Genomic DNA, 17,979 nt, shown 5'->3' with positions numbered 1-17,979 from the left:
ACCCTGGCATGGATCGAAGGCCGCCGGTACGGGGACCATGCCAGGCGAGCGCGGCCGATCGGGCCGGCCGGGCGCGGCCGCGCCTGCCCTCGTCGCAGCCCTCGAGGCGCGCTCGGCGGGCGGCCCGCGCGCGGCGGCGCCTCCCTGCGATCACGGCTCGATGCAGAGCGCGAGGGACCACGCGGTCAGCGTGCCGGAGTCGGACCCGGCGTCGTCCCCGACCCGGAGCGTCCACGTGCCGTTCGCCGGCCCCGAGAGGAAGGCCGCGAACGACGACTCCGGGCGGAAACAGCCTCGGAACGGCGCCATCGCTCCCGTGACCGCGGTCGCGCAGCCCATGTCGAAGACGGTCTTCCGGTAGTTGTCGCCGGAGCCGCCGTTGTCGCTCGACACATCGACCGTCGTACCCGACGGAGAGGTGAGCGAGATATCGAGATCTCCGTCGAACGAATGCGCGATATCGACCTCGAGCGTCACGCGCCGGATCGTGCCCCTCGAGACGACCGGGAGGACGCTGGCAGCGACAGCGCGATCCGTGACGGTCTTGGGTATGTCCATGGACGACTGCACCCACAGCACCTGCCCGGGCGAGCACGCGCCGACGGCATTGTCGCATCCGAGCGCGCAGTCCGGGTCGGCGCAGTCCGTCTCGCCATCGAGGTCGTCGTCCTCCGCGTCGCCGCAGTTGCGCTCCTTCGAGTACGAGCACACGCTCGGCGTGCCCCGGCAGGTGTACCTCGCTTCCACGACGCAGCCCGCGCTGCAGCCGTCACCGCTCGACGTGTTGGCGTCGTCGCAGCCCTCGACGCCGTCCCGCACGAAGCCATCGCCGCACCTCGCGGCGCGGCAGGTGATGGGGCAGGCGTCGGTGCTGCTCGTGTTTCCGTCGTCGCACTCCTCGCCGGCCTGGATCACGCCGTCGCCGCAGCCGTCGAGGAGGCACCCTGGGCTGCACCCGTCGCCCGCGTTCCGGTTCCCGTCGTCACACGCCTCGATGCCGGCGCGGACGAACCCGTCGCCGCACACGGCGCGCGCGCAGCTCGTGGGGCAGGCGTCGGTGTTGTTCGCGTTGCCGTCATCGCACGCCTCGACGCCCGCGCGGACGAACCCGTCCCCGCACGAGGCGGCGACGCAGGTGGTGAGGCACGCGTCCGTGTTGCTCGTATTGCCGTCATCACACGCCTCGGCGGCGGTGTTGACCACGCCGTCGCCGCAGACCGGCGCGGCGCAGGTGCCTGCCGAGCTGCACACGTGGCTCAGGCAGTCGCGCCCGACGGCGCAGCGCATGCCGGCGGCGCACCCGACGCACGCGGGGCCGCCGCAGTCGATGTCGGTCTCCGCGCCGTTCCGGGCGACGTCGGTGCACGACGGGAGGCACGTCGTCCCTGAACAGCGGCCGCCCAGGCAGTCGCCGTCCGCGGCGCACGCCTTGCCGGTGGCGCAAGGCGAGCACGCCGGTCCGCCGCAGTCGACGTCGGTCTCCGCCCCGTTCGTCGCGCCGTCGGTGCACGACGACGCGCGGCACCTGCCGTCCTCGCAGATCCCGCTCCGGCAGTCCGCGCCGGTGAGGCAGGCCTCGAGATCCGCGCACGGCACGCAGTCCGAGCCGCCGCAGTCGACGCCGGTCTCGGCGCCGTTCGTCGCGCCATCGCCGCAATCGGGCGCGACACAGCGGTTCTCGACGCAGACGTCGCTCAGGCAATCGCCGGCGACGAGGCACTCGACACAGGCGCCGTTCCCATCGCAATAGCGCGCTCCGGTCGCGTCGGGTCCGCCGCACTCCGTGGTCGCCGGCGCCGGAAGGTTCTTGGGCGCCCCGGCGACGCAGACGTCGGCCGAGCACGGGTCTCCGTCGGAGAAGGCGTCTTGGTCGTCATCGAGCTCGATCACGGCGCCATGCCCATCGCAAACGCGCGCCTTGCAGTCGCCCAGGACCTGCTCGCCCACGGGCTTTCCCCGCGGCGCGGCGTCGAGGCCGCACCGGCCGCCTTCGCAGGTGCGCCGCTGACACGCGCCGTCGACGCCGGGACAGTCCGCGGCCGTGGCGCAAGGCGCGGCTTCCCCTCCGCCCCCGCCGTCCTCGCCGCCTCCGCCGCTCCCGCCGCTCCCGCCCTCGCCGGCCTCCGGCCCCGACGCCTGCCGGGGACGATCGCAGTCGACCGCGATCAAGGCAGCAGCGATGACGAGCGGCGACAGGACCTTCGTGAACGGAGCGCTTCTGAAGAGGTCCGCTCGCACTGACACCTCGATTCCTCCGCTTCTGGCGGGAACGGCGACGTCCCTTCAAGGCTCGATCCGAGCCTGACGGACGCGCAGGCGGCCGTTCATCGGCGCACTAGACTGATATGGAATCGAGAGGACGCCAGCAGCCAAACGGATCGGGAGAGCCCCTATTTCGACGCGCGGCGCTCGAAGCGCGCCGGGTCCTCGGCCACGCCCATGACGGCGGAAGCTCGCCGTCAGGTATGCGGCCCAGCCGCCGCATGAGCTTTAGCGTCGACCAGGACACGAGGCGCCCGCGAGCACGACGGGGCGCGGGCGCACAGCATGCCGCATGCCGATGTGAGGCAGCCCTCTCACCTCCGAGCAGCGCGCCCGGCAGATGCTTGACCTCCCCAAGCCGTTCTGGACTTCATTCCTTCTTCTGCATCCGTTCGGGATACCACCTTGCTCCTCCGAGCCGCTCTGGATTTGATTCTCTCTCGAGCTGTCCCCGCTGGTGGAACCCATGTGCGCTCCGATGCTCCAGGGCGGAAAGGTCACCGGCGTCCTGTACCTGGAGAACCGCATCACCGCGGAGGCGTTCAGCCCTGCGCGGTGCGGGCTCTTGCAATTCCTCGCGACGCAAGCCGCCGTGTCCCTCGAGAACGCGATGCTCTACGGGCGGCTGGAGGCCGCATCGCAGGAGCTCCGGCGCGCGAACGAGAACCTCGAAGCGCTCGTCGCCGAGCGCACCGCCGAGCTAAGGCGCCTGGTCGCGGAGCTGTGGAGCGAGATGGATCTCGCGCGCAAGATACAGACGGTGCTCCTTCCGCAGCAAAGTCGTCTGAAGGACTACGACATGGCCGCCCTGATGACGCCGGCCGAGAGCGTCGGCGGCGACTACTACGACGTGGTCCAGACGGGCGGGAGCAGCTGGGTCCTCATCGGCGATGTATCCGGCCATGGGGTCACCGCCGGCCTGACGATGATGATGGTCCAGACCGCCGTACGGACCATCCTGACGACGTCGCCGCGCGACGGCGAGCCTCTCACCCCTGCAGTCGTGCTGAGCCGGGCGAACCGCGGTCCGGGAGAACCTGCTCCGCGTGAGCCCCGATCAGTACATGACGCTCGTCGCGCTGGAGCTCGGCCGCGGGACGGTCCGCTACGCAGGCCTCCACCTGGACATCTTGATCCACAGGGCGCTCTCCAACACGGTGGAGCTCGTCGAGACCAGCGGGATGTGGATCGGGATCGAGGACGACATCACGGCGCTGCTCCGGGACGACGTGATAGAGATAGGCGCCGGGGATACGATGCTGCTGTACACCGATGGGCTCACGGAGTCTGTCACCCCCGCAGGCGGAATGCTGGAGACCCAGGGGCTGGCAGAGCGGTTCCACGCGCTCGCGGCGCAAGGGTTGTCGCCGAGCACCATCGTGAAGGGCCTCGTGGGCCCCATGGCGGGGCAGCGGCTTCGTGATGACGTCACCGTGATGGTGCTCCGCTACTCTCCGACCGAACAGCCGGCGGCTGCGAATTAGGGTTCAGAAGCCCGCTGCGAGCTGCGCATACAGCGCGGCGTACTCCGCCATGATCGTCCTGCTCGCATAGCGGTGCACGGCGCGCCGGCGCGCAGCCTCGCCGAGCTGCGCCCGCAGGGAAGGGTCGTCGCGCAGGGAGCGGAGCGCCCCCCGCAGCGCCTCCTCGTCTTTCGGCGCCACCAGGAGGGCCACCCGACCGCCCTCGCCCTGGATCACCTCCGGCACTGCGCCGACCGGCGTGACGACGCAGGGCAGGCCGCTGGCCATCGCCTCCAGCAACGCGTTGGGCAGGCCCTCGCCATGGCTCGGTAGACAGAAGACGTCCGCGTCGCGGTAGACCGCGGGCATCGCGTCTTCGGGCATCTCGCCGAGCAGGCTCAGGCGGCCCTGCCGCTCGAGCTCCGCGAGCGCCTCGTCGAGGCGGCGGGACGGGCCGGCAGCGCCCCCTGCGTCTCGAGGCCCCGCCAGCGCGAGGGTCAGGCCATCGACGGACAGCACGGCCCGCGCGAGCTCGAGGACCCCCTTCTGCGGCGTGACGAGCCCCGCGAAGAGCACCCGCAGCGGCTGGCCGGGCGAGCGCGGCGCGGCGGCGGGGTGGAAGCCGTCGGTGTCGACCGGGTTGGCGATCCGGACAACACGGTTCCCTGGAACCAAGGCCCGTACGTAACACCGCAGCTCCTCCGAGAGCGTGATAACGGCTGCAGCGCGGCCCAGCACGGCGCGCACGGCCTGCCGAGCCGGCCACGGCAGGGCCCGATGCCAGGCGATGATCTGCGGTGACAAGCGCAGGTGGAGCACGGCGGGCACACCCGCGCGACGACACAGCTCCACCGCGAGGCCGTCGCGCGCGGTCGCCCAGAACAGGGTGGTGCACAGATGGACGACGTCCGGCCGGCGTCGCGCGAGCAGACGCTGAAGCGCAGCCAGCGCTTCGCCCGCGCGGACCACGCGCGCGGGGCGAAGCCTGCTCGTCGGATCGATCGAGGCGCCTCGTGGCGAGGTGTCGATGACGTCCGCCTCGATGCCCGCCGCTGCCGCCGCGGCGAGGTAATTGCGCATCCACCGCGTGATTCCGCCGGCGGGCGGCGGGAGGGGGCCCCAGAGCGCGACGCGCATGTCCCTAGAAGCGCGCCTCGGCCTCGATCTGGTCCCAGCGCTCGCGGAACCACGCCACGGTGCGCGCGAGCCCCTCGCGCAGGCCCGTGCGCGCCTCGAAGCCCAGGACGCGACGGGCCTTGTCGGTGGACGCGACCCGACGGCGCTGCGTATCCCACGCTCGGCGCGCGACGAACCGGACGCCGGCGCGGTTGCCCGTCATTTCATTGATGGCTTTCGCGACGTCGATGATGGCGATCTCCTCGCCAGACGCCAGGTTGAACGCCTCGCCCGAGACGGCCGGCGCGGCGCCCGCCCGGAGAAACCCATCGACGATGTCGCCCACGTAGGTGAACGAGCGGGTCTCCTCTCCCGTCCCGGTGATCGGCAGCGGCTCGCCGCGCAGGGCCCAGTAGACGAAGTTGGGGATCACATTGCGGTATCGGCCAGGGACCTCGCCCGGACCATACGAGTTGAAGGGGCGCACCCGCACGGTGCTCAGCCCCTCGTGGCCGGCCGAATGATCGCAAAAGTAATTGCAATAGAGCTCGCCGAGCAGCTTGGTCGCCTGGTAAGGCGTGTGGACATCGAGCGCGAGGTGCTCCTCGTGGACGGGCCGCGGCGGGTCGCTGCCGTAGGGCGCGCACCCGGACGAGGCGAAGACGACGCGCTGCGCCCCGCTGCGCTGCGCGTGCTGCAGCACCCGCAAGGTGCCGAGGCCGTTGACCTCGAGATCGCGCTCCGGGTTGTCCACCGAGTTCTGGTTCGCGAACAGCGCGGCGAGGTGGAAGACATGCGAGGGCTGCTCCCGGAACACCGCCGCAAGCAAGCCGTCATCGACGACGCTCCCCTCCACGAAGCGCACATTGCGCCGCGCCGGGATACCCCAGCGGGATGAGGAGGAGAGGTCGTCCACCACGATCACCTCCGCGCCCGCGTCGGCCAGGGCCGCCGTGAGCGAGCCGCCGATCGCGCCCGCCCCGCCGGTCACGATGATCCTCCGGTCCTTGTAACCTTGCATGGTGCTCACCGTTGTGTCTGTCGTCTCGCCCAAGAAACGTTGCTCACCGCAATGCACCGGTGCATTGCGTCCCTCGATAGCCCCCCAGCCCCGCGCCGGTGCCCGAGGGCGCCGGCGTCTCCACGACGACGCTTCACCGCGCTGCGCGCGCGAAGATCTCCTCATAACGACGCACGAGCGGCTCGCGCGTGAACCAGCGAAGGAAATAGAGCCGGCCGGCCTCCCCCATCGCGCGCCGCGCCTCCGGCGTCATGCCGTGCAACCGCCGCACGGCGTCCGCGAGCGCCGCGGGGTTCTCGGGCTCGCAGGCGAGCCCCGCCCCGCTGCTGCGCACCAGATCCGCCGGATCCCCGCCCGCCGCGACGAGCACCGGCCTGGCGGCGGCCATGTAGGCCGGGATCTTCGAGGGGATCGTGATCTCGAAGCGCGGATCGCGCCGGAGGTGCGAGAGCACCACATCGGCCAGCGCGAAGAAATGCGGCATGCGCTCGTGGGGTTGCTGGCCGATGAAGACGACGTTCGAGAGGGCCCGCGCCGCAGCCTCGCGCCGGAGCCTGGGCGCGTCGTTCCCGTCCCCGACCATCACGAACCGCACGTCGGTGAGGTCGCGCAGCCGATCGGCCGCGTCGAGCACGCTGGAGAGGGCCTGGGCAGGGCCCATGTTGCCGGCGAAGAGGACGACGAACCGCCCTGACAACCCGTGCTCCGCCGCGAGCTGCGGGTCGGGCTCCACCGGCCTGTATATCCGATCGTCGGCCCAGTTCGGGATCAGGTGCACCTTGTCTGTCGACACGCCTTTGCGGGAGAGCTCGCGCTCGAGCCCCGGGCTGATGACGGTGATCGCCGCGGCGCGCCGGAAGAGGGCGCGGTTCACCCGATCGATGCCAGCGAACACGAGCCTGTTATCGAGCATGCCCGAGGCTGCAGCGGTCTCGGGCCACAGATCCTGGACCTCATAGACCCACGGTATCCGGCGGAGCGCGGCGAGCCAGGAGGCGGCGATGGCGTGGCTCGGCGGGGGATTGTGGACCCAGGCGACGTCCGCCGGCCCGGAGAGGGCGGCCCCGAGCAGCGCTGTCGAGGCGGCGAAGCTCGCGTAGTTGAGCGTCCGCCGCACGCGCGACCGGCTGTGATCCGGGTAGCTCGGGAGGCGTATCACCCTGGCGCCGCTCGCGTGCTCCACGTCCCAGAGCCGCTGTCGGTAGCCCGGGTAGGTGCGGCCATGCGGGTAGTTCGGGAACGCGGTCACCACCGTCACCTGGTGCCCGCGCTCGGCCAGCGCCTCTGCGAGCAGGTGGGGGCGCGCGACCGGCTCGGGGTGATACCACTGCGACAGGAGGAGAATCTTCACTTCCCGCGCTTCGATGCACCGGAGCTCGCGGGCATTCACGCGATCCACGGCGGACGGCACGGTGATGCCGCTGGCGCCGCGGGTCGCGCCGGACGGCTGCGACGCGCACGCCGGGAGCGCTTCGAGCAGCGCTGCGAAGATGCACCCCCGGCGGCGAACGCCGTCTCGTCAGTACTCGACGTCCTGCTTGAAGATGAGCTCCGAGGACGGCGACTCGGGATTGGCGGTCTTCTCGAGGCTGATGACGAGCTCGAACCGGGTGAGCGGCACGCTCACGTCCTTGAGCTTGCCGGTGCGGGTATCGGGGTCGAAGTTGAGCGCGCCGATCCGCTGCCAGGGCGAGTCGCTGTCCGGGCGCGCCCAGACGACGTAGGCGGTGCTGCTCGAGTCGAGGCGATCGGGCGGCGGGAGGTCCTTCGCGTTGATGTCGAGGCGGGTCATGGCCGCGTCGAAGTTGACGTCGGCGATGATCACGGCGTCCGCGCCCGGCGCCTTCCCGATGCCCTGCGGCGTGTAGCGCAGCGGGCCGCCGCAGCCCGCCATCAGCGCGCACGCAAACGCCACGACAGCGAGCCGCAGCACCCTGGAAACATGTCCTCTCATCTCGGTAGCTCCTCCTTCGTCCCTCTGCTGCGGGCGAAGACGCCTCGCGAACCGCCAGCACCGGCCGGCGGCCGAAACAGCCGCGGCATCATAGCCGCTTTCGGCCGCGCCGACGGCGCTCGACGCAGCAGGAGGCGGCCTGGCCCGCCGGACGTGCTCGACACGCCGCCGCCTCGCGCGCCGCCGCCTCGCGCGCCCGGCCGGCGAGGCGCCGTCCGCGAGCGCAGTCCAGACCCCCAGCGTCGGGGAAGGGCGCGGATCGGACGGATCGCATGGCGGAGCGCCGCCCATAGACTAAAGTCTCGAAATCGAGATGGATTTGGCACACACACGGCTCGGAGCGCGGGGCGACCGCTGGTCGACCGGGCGCGGAGTCCTCGATATTCGAACGCCCGCATCCGACGTCGTGACGAGGCGCCTCGAGGGGTACGCGTCGCTCGATCTCATCGAGCCGGCGATCAGGCACCTGGAGACCCTCGTCGAGGCGGGCGTGCACCCGGTCGTGTTCGACGATTTCGAGCTCGGCACCGGCTATGACAGCGACGTCCGGGCCAGGCTCACGGCGTGGCACCTGCGGAACCCCGGCAAGCTGAAGGAGGTTCATATCCTCGTGCGGCCGGGGCTCGTCGCCATGGGCGTCACGGTCGCCAACCTCGCCACGGGCGGCCGCTTCAACGTGTACACCGACCGCTCCGCGTTCGAATGGGCGCTCGCTGGCGTGCTGACGACGAGGATCACGGCGGGGCCCGCCTCGTCGGTCCGCGCGCCGTCCCCGCGCTGACGAGCGCCCCCGGGCGCGCGGATAGGCGGATCGCGCGCCCTCGACCCGAGCTCAGGGGTGCTGCACGACCCCGTTCGCCGGAGCACCCCTGGCGCCGAGCGTGATCTCGCTCATCCGCTCCGGGTGCTTTCCTTCGATGCCATCGTAGTGATGGCGGATCGCCGCCATGTCGGCCTCGATGTCGCCCGTCGGGTGGAACACGTGGAGGATCCCGCCCCGCTTCCGGGGAAAGTCGAGGTATCCGAGGAGGATCGGGACGCCGGCGCCGAGCGCGACGTAGTAGAAGCCCGTCTTCCAGCGCTTCGTGCGCGAGCGCGTGCCCTCGGGCGCGATGACCAGGATGAGCTCGTCGCGCTCCTTCAGCACGTCGACCACGGCCGCGACGAGGTTGTTCCTGTCGCGGCGGTCGACGGGGACGCCGCCGAGCCACTTGAAGAAGAAGCCGAACGGCGGCTCGAAGAGGGTGTGCTTGCCGAGCCAGGAGAACTCGAGGTCGAGCACGTAGCTGACCGCGAGCGTGAACGGGAAATCCCAGTTCGAGGTGTGGGGCGCCGCGATGATCACCGCCTTCGACGGGAGCTCCGTGATGCCGTCCACGCGCCAGCCGAACACGGACAACCAGGTGCGGCCGACGAACCGGCGAACGGCGCGGCGCGCGGCGAAAAAGCGTGGAGCGGGTGCGTTCGGCATGGAGGACCTCGACGGTAAGCAGCCAGAGGTTCGTCGCTGCCCAGGTGGAAGTCACGTCACCTTTCCGTCATCCCGCGCCGCTCGATCAACGCCGTTCGATCAACGCCGCTCGATTCCGTGCGGCTTGCCCTCGCCGTAGCCCGCCAGCGTCTGCACACCGATGACGGCCTTGTCGTGGAGCTCGTCGAGGTTCGCCGCGCCGGCGTAGGTGCACGCCGACTGCACGCCGGTGATCATCTCGATCAGGATGGCGCCGACGCTCTCGCGCCCCTCGTGGATGTAGATCCGCGACGTCGAGATGCCCTCGCGGAAGAAGGCCTTCTTGGCGCGCTCGAACGCGTCGAGCTCGGCGGTGCGCTCGCTGACCGCGCGGGCGCTCGCCATGCCGTAGTTCTCCTTGTAGAGCAGCCCGTCGCGGTCCTCCATGACGTCGCCTGGGCTCTCGTACGTGCCGGCGAGCGTCGTCCCGACCATGACGCGCGAGGCGCCGGCGGCGAGGTAGAGCGCCACGTCGCGCGGGTGACGGACGCCGCCGTCGGCCCAGACACGCTTGCCGTGGCGGCGCGCCTCGCGGGCGCACGCGAGCACCGAGGAGAACGTCGGCCGGCCGGCGCCGGTCTGCATGCGCGTCGTGCACATCGCGCCGGGGCCGACGTTCACCTTCACGATGCCTGCGCCCGCCTCGATGAGCGCCCGCGTGCCCTCCGCCGTGCAGACGTTGCCGGCCACGAGCGGGACGGCGTCGCCGACGGCGCTCCGCACCGCGCGGATCGCCTCGATCATCCGGCGCTGGTGGCCGTGCGCGGTGTCGAGCACGATCGCGGAGACGCCGATCTCGATCAGGCGCGCGGCGCTCTGGGCCGCCTGCGCGGAGATCCCGATCGCCGCCGCGACCATGAGCTCACCGCCGCCGTCGAGCGTCGGCTTCAGCAGCTCGAGGCGCACGGCGTCGTCGCGCGTCAGCACGCCGTGGAGCCGCCCGTCTCCGTCGAGCACGGGGACCGCCTTCACGCGGGCGTCCTCCATCAGCAGGAAGGCCGTCCGGTTCGGCGTGCCGACCGGGATGGTGATGAGGCGCGACGACATGAGCGCGGACGCGGGCGTGTACTGGTCCCGGTCGCGCAGGTCGGCGTGGGTGACGATGCCGATCGGCCGCCGCTCGTCGTCGACCACGACCACCATGTCGTGCGATCGCTTGCGGATGATGCCGTGCACGTCGCGGAGCGTCGCCCGCGGGGAGACCGAGAGGGGCGTGTCGTAGCGCGGGTCGGCGCGCTTGATGTGGCGGACGATGCGCTCGACCGTGTCGAGATCCATGTCCTGCGGGAGCACGCCGAGGCCGCCGAAGCGGGCCATCGTCTCCGCCATCCGCTTGCCGGTGACCGCGTTCATGTTCGCCGAGACGATCGGGTGCGAGCCGCCAGGGAAGTCCGCCGGGCGCAGGTCGGTCTCCAGGCGGGAGCCGCCGGCGAAGTACCCGGGGGTCAGGAACACGTCTTCGAGGGCGAGCTCCAGGCTCTCGTCATGCTCGGGGTGGAGAAAGCGCATGCACAGCTCCGAGGAAGGGGGATGGCGCCGCGAAGGCGGCGCGGCGCGCGCCAGTCTAGTTCCACCCACCAGGGGTCCTGCCAGCGATCCGGAGCGAGATTTCAACGCAAAGACGCCAAGAGCGCAAAGGCGCAAAGTGCATGAAATTTATTCTTTTTTGCGACTTTGCGCCTTTGCGACTTTGCGTTGAAATCTCGCTCCGGATCCCTGGCGGGACGTTTTCAAGGAGGCCGGCGGGCGCGATGGGTGGAGGACGCGTCGGCGATGACGCGGTCCAGGATCGCGGCGATGCTGGCCGCGGCCGCCTCGGAGGACAGCTCGGCGGGCGGAGGCGCCGGGACCGGAAGCGCGCCCGTCTCCCGGAAGCGCGCGAGGTGGCGCGCGAGCGCGGCGGCGATGCCGTCGGCGTCGTCCGGCGCGACGCGCGCGTTGTCGCTCCGGTACGAGAGCAGATCGTCGACCTCGCGGTTCGCGGTCACGCTGACGACGGGCATCCCCGACGCGGCGTAGTCGTAGGTCTTGGCCGAGACGCGAAGCACGACGTGGGGGCTGAGCATCGCGAGCAGGACGTGCGCCCGCCTGAGCTCGCCGAGCACGTCGCGCTGCGGCACCGGGGGGAGCGCCTCGATGTACGGCGTGAGGCCCATGCGCTCGAAGCAGGCGCGATCGTGATCGGACATCCGGCCGATCTGCCGGAGGACGACGTCGTCGGGCGCGAGCCGCTCGCGGTCGATGAACCGCCGCAGCGCGGCGCCTATCTGGTCGGCGGAGGCCTCCTCGCGGATCGTGCCGAGGTGGAGCACGACGAAGCGGCGTGGCGGCTCGGGCGCGGGCGCTGGCGCGTACAGCGCGAGATCGAAGTGGTTGCGCACGAACGAAGACTTCGGCGTGAGCTCGGGGAAGCGCGCGCGGTAGGCCTCGAGCGCGGCCCGCGTGTTGAAGATCACGTGGTCGGCGCCCTCGAGCCAGCGGCGCTCCAGGCGCGGGACGATGGCGCGCCGGGCCCGCTCGGCCAGGCCGGACGGCGGGCCGTTCCCCGTCTCGTGCAGCGAGTACGGGTCGCGCATGTCGAGGACGAGCGGCACGCCGAGCGCCCGCTTCACGTGGAGGCCGACAGGGCAGGCCGAGTACGGCCCGGCGCTCACCACGACGGCCCGCGCGCCGGTGCGGCGGGCCAGGGCCACCGCCGCGCGCGCCCCGCGCGGGGCGTGCGCGATCCAGCGGTCGGTGATCGCCTGGAAGGGGCGGAGCCCGACGAGCGGCCCCGCGCGCCCCGCGGGGAGCGGCGCCCGCGCGCGGAGGGCGCGCAGCGCGGCGCCCACGGCGAGGACGGCCGGATCGAGGTACTCGTCGAAGACCTCGACCTCCGGCGGCAGCGCGGCGAGCAGCCCGTCGTCGCGCGGGTCCTCGGGGAAGGTCCCCGACAGGACGGCGGGGCGGAAGCCGTGGCGCGGCAGGTGCCGCGCCAGCTTCACCCAGCGGAAGGCGCCGACGCTCGTCTGGGGAGCGAAGGCGGGGGAGATCAGCAGGAAGGGGCGCACGATCGATCCTCTCGCGGGCAAGCTGGCGTCCACGACGTCAGCCCTCGCCGCGCACCCCGCGCTCGAGCAGGTCCGCGTAGAGCGCGAACAGCGCGTCGAAGTGCTCGTCGCTCGTGGGCAGCCGCTCCCCGGCGGCCCGCGCCGCCGCGACGCGCTCCTCCCGCGGGCGCGCGAGCACCCGCTCGATCGCGGCGGCCACCTCGCCGGGCGAGGCGCGCGGCGCGTACACCTCGGCGGCGCCGGGCTGCACGAAATCCAGCGCGGCGCCGGCGGCCGGGACGACGAGCGGCAGGCCCGAGCACAGCGCCTCGCCCAGCACGAAGCCGAACGTCTCTGCGGCGCCGCCGTGGACGAAGACGTCGGCGCTGGCGTGCAGCGCCGCGTAGGTGGCGCGGTCCTTGGCGAAGCCGAGGAAGGTCACCTGCGGCAGGGCGGCCGCGCGGCGCTCGAGCCGCGCCCGCTCGGGCCCGTCGCCCAGCACCGCGAGCGCGATCGGGCGCCGCGCGGCGAGCTCCCGCGCCGCGTCGATCACGAGCGCGACCCGCTTCTCGACGGCGAGCCGGCACGCGACGAGCAGCAGCGCGGCCGACGGTTCGTCCGCGAACCGGCCGAGCAGGCTGCGGCGCAGCGCCGCGTCCGCGCGGGAGGGGCCGAAGTCGCCGCGCTTCACGCCGAAGGTGACGCGGTGGACGCGCTCGCAGCCGTGGCTGCGGAGCTGCTCCGCGATGAACGTCCCGGGGGCGATCGTCGCGTCGAACCGCCGCGACAGCGCGCGCGGCCAGGCGAACAACGCGCCCTCGAGCGCCCGGGCGACCGCGCGCGGGCGCACCCGGTCGAGCAGCGGCGCCGCGTAGGTGCTGATCTGATCCGAGTGGTACACGAACGTGCGGAGCGGGACCTCGCGGGCGCTCGCAGCGACGAGCGCGGCCGTGTAGGGCGCGCTCGCCTGGACAACGTCCGGCGCCTCGCGGCGGATGATCGCCCGCGCCGCGCCGAGCCGGAGGAGCGCGTGGTAGGTCGGGTCGTACGGCATTGGCGGGCCGGCCACCCGCACGATGCGGCCCCGCTCGAGCGGCACGACCTCGTCGCGCGGCCCGGGCGCCACGACGACGATCTCGTGGCCGCGCCGGCTCCCCTGGCGCACGAGCTCCTCCAGGTACGACCGCACGCCGCCCCCGCGGGACGAAAAGAACTCCGCGACGTCGAGGATCTTCACGAATGGTTGCTCCCGCGCAGGAGAAGGCCGCCCTTCCACGAGCGCCGCATCCGCGCAGAGCGGTTCATGAGGTGGAGCAGCGCCGGGAGGAACAGGAGCGCGCACGCCACGCACGCGATCTCGCCGCTGACCGCGACCCAGCCGAACGAGTTCAGCGCCTGGTTGTCGGCGAAGATGAGCGACCCGTAGCCCAGCACGGTCGTGTAGCTGCAGAGGGCCACGGGGCCGGCCGAGCGCTTGACCGCGAGCGACACGTCGCCGCCGAGCAGCCGCGCGCGATCGAAGACGTTGAAGGGGTACTCGCAGCCGATGCCGAACGTGATCGGGAGCGCGATGAAGTTCAGGAAGTTGATCTTGACGTCGTGTATCGCCATCGCGGTGGCCGTCCCGAGCACGCCGAGCACGAGGGCCAGGAGCACCGCGAGCGCGCCCGCGATGCTGCCCGTCGCGAGCACCACGACGGCCGTGACCGCGAGGAGCGAGGCCGCCGTCGCCAGCGGGCCGTCGCGCTCCATCGACCGGATCATCTCGGCGAAGACCGTCGGCCTGCTCGCCGTGACGACGTGGGTCCCGTCAGGGAGGACCACGTTGCCGGTGGTGTCGGCCATCCGCAGGAGGTTCCTGCCGTTCGAGAACGAGACGTTGTTCTTGTACTTCACGTAGAACACCGTCCCCACGACGCCGTTGTTCTCCTCGAACCTGCGGCGGATGAGGTCGGGCAGGTCCTTGGGGCCGATGACGCGCAGCGACTCCGGCGGCTTCATGGCGAGGACGCGCTCGCGCTCCTCGGGGCGCAGGGCCTTCAGCACCCGCGGGGTCAGCCGGTCCCGGATGCGCTCCAGGATCTCGATCTTCCGCTGCTGCTCCTCGGCCGTGCCGGGAAGGGCGTCGGCGATCGTCGCGACGTCGGCCACGAGCTGGCCCTGCGGATCCTTCGCGTCGTTCGCCAGGATCTGCGCCTTGATGGCCGGCACCTGCTCGGGGGCGTCCGCGAGCATCATCGCGCCGGCGACGTTCATCTTCCCGCCGAAGACCTCGGACGCCTTGAGCGACCAGCTCCCCGCGCCCTTCTCCCGCGAGCTCTTCGAGCCGAGGCGCGCGAAGTTGTACTCCCAGGGGTCCCGGATGTACGCGGGGAGCTTCCACGCCGCGAGCGCGACGATGACCGGCGCGACCGCGAGGAACGCGAACGGCCACCGCGACGTCACGCGCGCGAGCGCCCGCGCGCCGGGCCCGGAGGTGCCCTCGTCCGAGACGCGCGGCGCCGGATCGCGCATCCAGCGCGGGAGCCTCGCCTGGATGCGCTCGATCGCGACGAGCGTCGCGGGCACGAGCGGCACGATGGACGCCCACACCATGAACATCCCGACGAAGCCGATCGTGCCGAACTGGCTGAAGCCGCGGAAGTGCGTGATCGTGAGCGATCCGTAGGCGATGGCCGCCACGCTCGCCCCGACGAGCTCGGCGCGGAACGCGTTGATGACCGCCTCGCGCCGCGCCTCGTCCGCGGGCATGCCGCGCGCGCGGAAGTCGCGGTACCTCGACAGGAGCACGATCGGGTAGTTGACCCCGTTGCCGACGATGATCGCCCCGAGGAAGGCGCCGACCGTGTTGACGTAGCCGTAGGTCAGGGTCGCGAACGCGTACCCCGCGCTCGCGCCGAGGGCCGTGGGGAGCATGATCACCACGAGCGACCAGGGCGAGCGGTAGTAGATCATCACGCCGCCGACGATCAGCACGAGCGCGATGACGGTGGCCCACACCGCCTCGCTCACGAGCGACTTCTGCTCGGCGATGGCGTTCGGGATGTCGCCCGCGTACCCGACCTGCATGGCCGGGTGGAACGCCGCAGGATCGAGGCGCGAGACGAGCGCGGTCACCTGGTCGAGGAGCTCCGCCGCGCGGCGATCGCCCATCCCGGCGCTGCGCGAGACGATGCGGAGCGCGACCATGCGCCCGTCGGGGGTGGCGAAGTAGCCGCTCGGGAACTCGTCGATCTTCTTCAGGCGCCGCTGGAGCTCCTGCCAGGTCTCGTCGAGCGACAGCCCTTTCTTCGCTGGCGCCGGCGCCGCCGCCGCGCCCGCCTCGCCCGCATCACTCCCAGATGCCCCGCCAGCCTCCAGGTCCTCGATGAGGCCGCTCCGCAGCGCGAGCTCCAGCTCGATCGCCTCGTCCGCCGCCTCGAGCTCGCTGACGCTCGCGTAGAGCCACTTGTTCGCGTCGAAGAAGCGGCGGACCTCCTTCGTGCCGGACTCGACGTAGCGGATGAGCGACGCCGGCCCGCACGCCGCCCGGCAGGCGTCGTCGCCGCACGCGGCGGCGCAGGCCGCGCGCTTCCGGAGCGGCTCGTTCAGCTGCTCCGCGAGCGCGTCGATGAACCGCTCGTTCGCGCCCCGATCCGGCGACTCGGCGATGACGATGAGCTGCGCTCCGCCGTCCACGCGCTGCGCCTGACGCTCGTAGGCCTGGAACGCCGGGCTGTCGCGCGGCAAGAGCTCCCGGAGCTCCGTGCGCAGCTCGAGCCGCGACGCGTACCCCCATAGCCCTGCCATGGAGAGGAGGGCGAGCGCGATGACGAGCCAGGGACGGCGCCCGCTGAAATCGACGAGCGCACCGATCATCCTGAGGAGCATTCGAAGGACACCTCGAAACCGGGAACACCTCGAAGCGGCCGCGTGCGGGCCGGCTTCGGGCCGGTCTTACCACGCGCGCTAGGCGCAGAACGACGGCTGGATGCCCTTGGGCCGCGGCGCCGCCGCGGGGCGCAGGTGGCCGAACGCGAAGAGGCCGCCGGTGAAGCCCATCCAGGTGCGGAAGTGCCGGAAAGTCTCCAGCCACTGGAGCGCCTTCGGCCCGTCGACGAGCGGGCGCAGGTTGGATTGCCTCGCGTGCTCGCGCGCGTTCGCGAACGCGTTCGCGAGCATCCGCTGCACGACGAGGGGCGAGGACCGCTCGCGCGCCCGCTGCGCGGCCGCGTTCCCGAGCCGCGCGGCGGCGAGCGGGTCGCGCGCGAGCGCGATCACGGCCTTGCCGAACGCGGCGTTCGCGCTCTCCTCCGCGATCGGCCCGCGGCCCGGGTCGATCAGCAGGCCGTTGTGGCCGCTCTGGATCTGCGAGCTCACGCCCATGCCGTCGGCGAACGCGACCGTCGGGGAGCCGCACCACAGCGCCTCGCTGAGCACGTTTCCGAACGTCTCGCTCAGCGAGGAGTGCAGGAAGAGGTTCGCGTGCCGGTAGTAGTCCGAGATCTGGCTGTACGGCACCTCGCCCGTGAAGATGACCCGGCGCGCGACGCCCAGCTCGCGCGCGAGCGCCGCGTACGCCGCGCTGTCCGGCCCGTCGCCGACGAGCGTGAGCGTCGCCTGCGGCTCGTGCGGGGCGATGTGCTCGGCGAAGATGCGGATCAGCCGGTGCTGCGACTTCTCCCGGGTGTGGCGGCCCGCGCAGACGAGGCGCGGGCCGCGCGTGTCGAGCCCGCGCTCCTCGAGCAGCTGCACGTACGGGTCGGGGCCGAGCGGGCGCTCGAACACGTCCTCGGGGACCATCCGCGGGATGACGTGGATGGGCACCGTCACGCCCCGTTCGCGCCAGTAATCGCGCAGGCCCTCGCTCAGCACGACGAGGCCGTCTCCCTGGTTGTACAGGTCCACGAAGAGCCGCTCCATCGGCGCGCGGAGCGTCTTGTGGAGCACCGTGTGGACCGCGCCGATCCGGGAGACCCGCTCCGGCAGGAGCACGTCGTACGCGGCCGCGAGGTGCGTCGTGTTCACGCAGAGCAGCGGGACGCCGCGCATCTTGCGCAGCCAAATGCCGAACTCGATGAGCAGGGTCGTGGTCTGCGCAAAGCAGATGTCAAAATCCCACCGCATCGGATCGAGCACCGAGGATCCCACGGGGATCGGCAGGTGCACCCCCGGGTAGGTGCGCAGCGGCAGGCTCGGCAAGGCGACGGTGCCGGGAGGGACCTCATCGGCCGAGGCATCCGGATCCCGAGGTCCGATCAGTGTTGCCTGGTGACCACAGGTGTTGAGCGCGCGATACAGGGCGCGCGTCTGGAAGACCGCGCCATTCGCGTAAGGAATGCGCGTGAAATCGCTGAGGATGGCGACCTTGAGCGGCCGCCCGTTGGCGCCGGAGAGGGCAGCGAAGGGATTCTCTGGAATGGCCGCTTGCGCCCTGACGGAGGCGTGCCCTCCCCGCGCGGGTCCCGTCGACGGCGTGTGGCGCGCCGGCGCGATCGCCTCGTGCGGCGCGCGATCGCTCCGGTGGTCGCTGAGCGGCAGAATTGCATCCATCGTCATCTTCGTTGCTCCTGGAGAAGCGGCGCGAACCGTGGTCGATGGCCGACCGAGGCGCGCGGCGTGACGGGCGGTAGGGCGTTCGTGTC

General features: G+C 71.8%; 13 protein-coding genes and 1 pseudogene. 3 read left to right on the top strand and 11 right to left on the bottom strand.

The features are described from left to right. Positions 1–150: 150 nt before the first annotated feature. Positions 151–2,244, bottom strand: a complete 2,094-nt coding sequence (locus WMF29_RS05540) for a DUF4215 domain-containing protein (protein WP_437327827.1) — start codon at positions 2,242–2,244, stop codon at positions 151–153. 484 nt (positions 2,245–2,728) lie between these two features. Between WMF29_RS05540 and WMF29_RS05535 the strand changes: the two are divergent. Both WMF29_RS05535 and WMF29_RS05530 read left to right on the top strand, forming a co-directional pair. Then, positions 2,729–3,274: pseudogene (locus WMF29_RS05535) on the top strand (PP2C family protein-serine/threonine phosphatase); the annotation flags it as partial. A gap of 34 nt (positions 3,275–3,308) precedes the next feature. After that, positions 3,309–3,746: a PP2C family protein-serine/threonine phosphatase gene (locus WMF29_RS05530; RefSeq protein WP_437327826.1), complete on the top strand. Its 438-nt coding sequence runs from the start codon at positions 3,309–3,311 to the stop codon at positions 3,744–3,746. 3 nt (positions 3,747–3,749) lie between these two features. Here WMF29_RS05530 and WMF29_RS05525 read toward each other — a convergent pair whose 3' ends face one another. From WMF29_RS05525 to WMF29_RS05510, 4 genes are all read right to left on the bottom strand, one after another. Then, positions 3,750–4,862, bottom strand: a complete 1,113-nt coding sequence (locus WMF29_RS05525) for a glycosyltransferase family 4 protein (protein WP_437327825.1) — start codon at positions 4,860–4,862, stop codon at positions 3,750–3,752. Between the two features lie 4 nt (positions 4,863–4,866). Further along, the gene (locus tag WMF29_RS05520; RefSeq protein ID WP_437327824.1) at positions 4,867–5,862 is read right to left on the bottom strand and encodes an NAD-dependent epimerase/dehydratase family protein; all 996 of its coding nucleotides are present in this window, start codon (positions 5,860–5,862) and stop codon (positions 4,867–4,869) included. 133 nt (positions 5,863–5,995) lie between these two features. Further along, entirely contained in the window at positions 5,996–7,213 is a 1,218-nt protein-coding gene (locus WMF29_RS05515) for a glycosyltransferase family 4 protein (RefSeq protein ID WP_437327823.1), read from the bottom strand. Between the two features lie 168 nt (positions 7,214–7,381). Further along, positions 7,382–7,816 (bottom strand): hypothetical protein, encoded by a 435-nt coding sequence (locus WMF29_RS05510; protein ID WP_272100535.1) that lies wholly within the window; start codon positions 7,814–7,816, stop codon positions 7,382–7,384. A 406-nt stretch (positions 7,817–8,222) separates the two neighbouring features. Between WMF29_RS05510 and WMF29_RS05505 the strand changes: the two genes are divergently transcribed. Further along, entirely contained in the window at positions 8,223–8,597 is a 375-nt protein-coding gene (locus WMF29_RS05505) for a hypothetical protein (RefSeq protein ID WP_272100533.1), read from the top strand. Positions 8,598–8,648: 51 nt separating this feature from the next. Here WMF29_RS05505 and WMF29_RS05500 read toward each other — a convergent pair whose 3' ends face one another. The 6 genes from WMF29_RS05500 to WMF29_RS05475 all read right to left on the bottom strand — a co-directional run bounded on the left by WMF29_RS05500 (position 8,649) and on the right by WMF29_RS05475 (position 17,893). After that, positions 8,649–9,287 (bottom strand): lysophospholipid acyltransferase family protein, encoded by a 639-nt coding sequence (locus WMF29_RS05500; protein ID WP_272100531.1) that lies wholly within the window; start codon positions 9,285–9,287, stop codon positions 8,649–8,651. A gap of 99 nt (positions 9,288–9,386) precedes the next feature. Continuing rightward, entirely contained in the window at positions 9,387–10,835 is a 1,449-nt protein-coding gene (locus tag WMF29_RS05495; protein WP_437327822.1) for a GuaB1 family IMP dehydrogenase-related protein, read from the bottom strand. 221 nt (positions 10,836–11,056) lie between these two features. After that, positions 11,057–12,376, bottom strand: coding sequence for a glycosyltransferase (locus WMF29_RS05490; protein ID WP_437327821.1), 1,320 nt, complete (start codon positions 12,374–12,376; stop codon positions 11,057–11,059). Between the two features lie 37 nt (positions 12,377–12,413). After that, positions 12,414–13,592: a glycosyltransferase family 4 protein gene (locus WMF29_RS05485; RefSeq protein WP_437327820.1), complete on the bottom strand. Its 1,179-nt coding sequence runs from the start codon at positions 13,590–13,592 to the stop codon at positions 12,414–12,416. After that, positions 13,589–16,213 carry an MMPL family transporter gene (locus WMF29_RS05480; RefSeq protein WP_437327819.1) on the bottom strand — a complete coding sequence of 875 codons (2,625 nt, stop codon included), beginning with the start codon at positions 16,211–16,213 and terminating at the stop codon, positions 13,589–13,591. The genes WMF29_RS05485 and WMF29_RS05480 overlap by 4 nt, the downstream gene beginning before the upstream one ends. A 90-nt stretch (positions 16,214–16,303) precedes the next feature. After that, the gene (locus WMF29_RS05475) at positions 16,304–17,893 is read right to left on the bottom strand and encodes a glycosyltransferase (RefSeq protein WP_272100523.1); all 1,590 of its coding nucleotides are present in this window, start codon (positions 17,891–17,893) and stop codon (positions 16,304–16,306) included. Positions 17,894–17,979: the final 86 nt, after the last annotated feature.

This window comes from Sorangium sp. So ce381 (assembly GCF_051473845.1).
Classification (GTDB): domain Bacteria; phylum Myxococcota_A; class Polyangia; order Polyangiales; family Polyangiaceae; genus Sorangium; species Sorangium atrum.
Note: the sequence above shows the minus strand (reverse complement) of the source record. Positions and strands in the feature narration are given on the sequence as shown.

Excerpts from the sequence above, each read along its gene's own strand:
- WMF29_RS05500 (WP_272100531.1), bottom strand. The coding sequence starts at position 9,287 with ATGCCGAACGCACCCGCTCCACGCTTTTTCGCCGCGCGCCGCGCCGTT.
- WMF29_RS05475 (WP_272100523.1), bottom strand. The coding sequence starts at position 17,893 with ATGACGATGGATGCAATTCTGCCGCTCAGCGACCACCGGAGCGATCGC.
- WMF29_RS05525 (WP_437327825.1), bottom strand. The coding sequence starts at position 4,862 with ATGCGCGTCGCGCTCTGGGGCCCCCTCCCGCCGCCCGCCGGCGGAATC.
- WMF29_RS05495 (WP_437327822.1), bottom strand. The coding sequence starts at position 10,835 with ATGCGCTTTCTCCACCCCGAGCATGACGAGAGCCTGGAGCTCGCCCTC.
- WMF29_RS05510 (WP_272100535.1), bottom strand. The coding sequence starts at position 7,816 with ATGAGAGGACATGTTTCCAGGGTGCTGCGGCTCGCTGTCGTGGCGTTT.
- WMF29_RS05480 (WP_437327819.1), bottom strand. The coding sequence starts at position 16,213 with ATGATCGGTGCGCTCGTCGATTTCAGCGGGCGCCGTCCCTGGCTCGTC.
- WMF29_RS05520 (WP_437327824.1), bottom strand. The coding sequence starts at position 5,862 with ATGCAAGGTTACAAGGACCGGAGGATCATCGTGACCGGCGGGGCGGGC.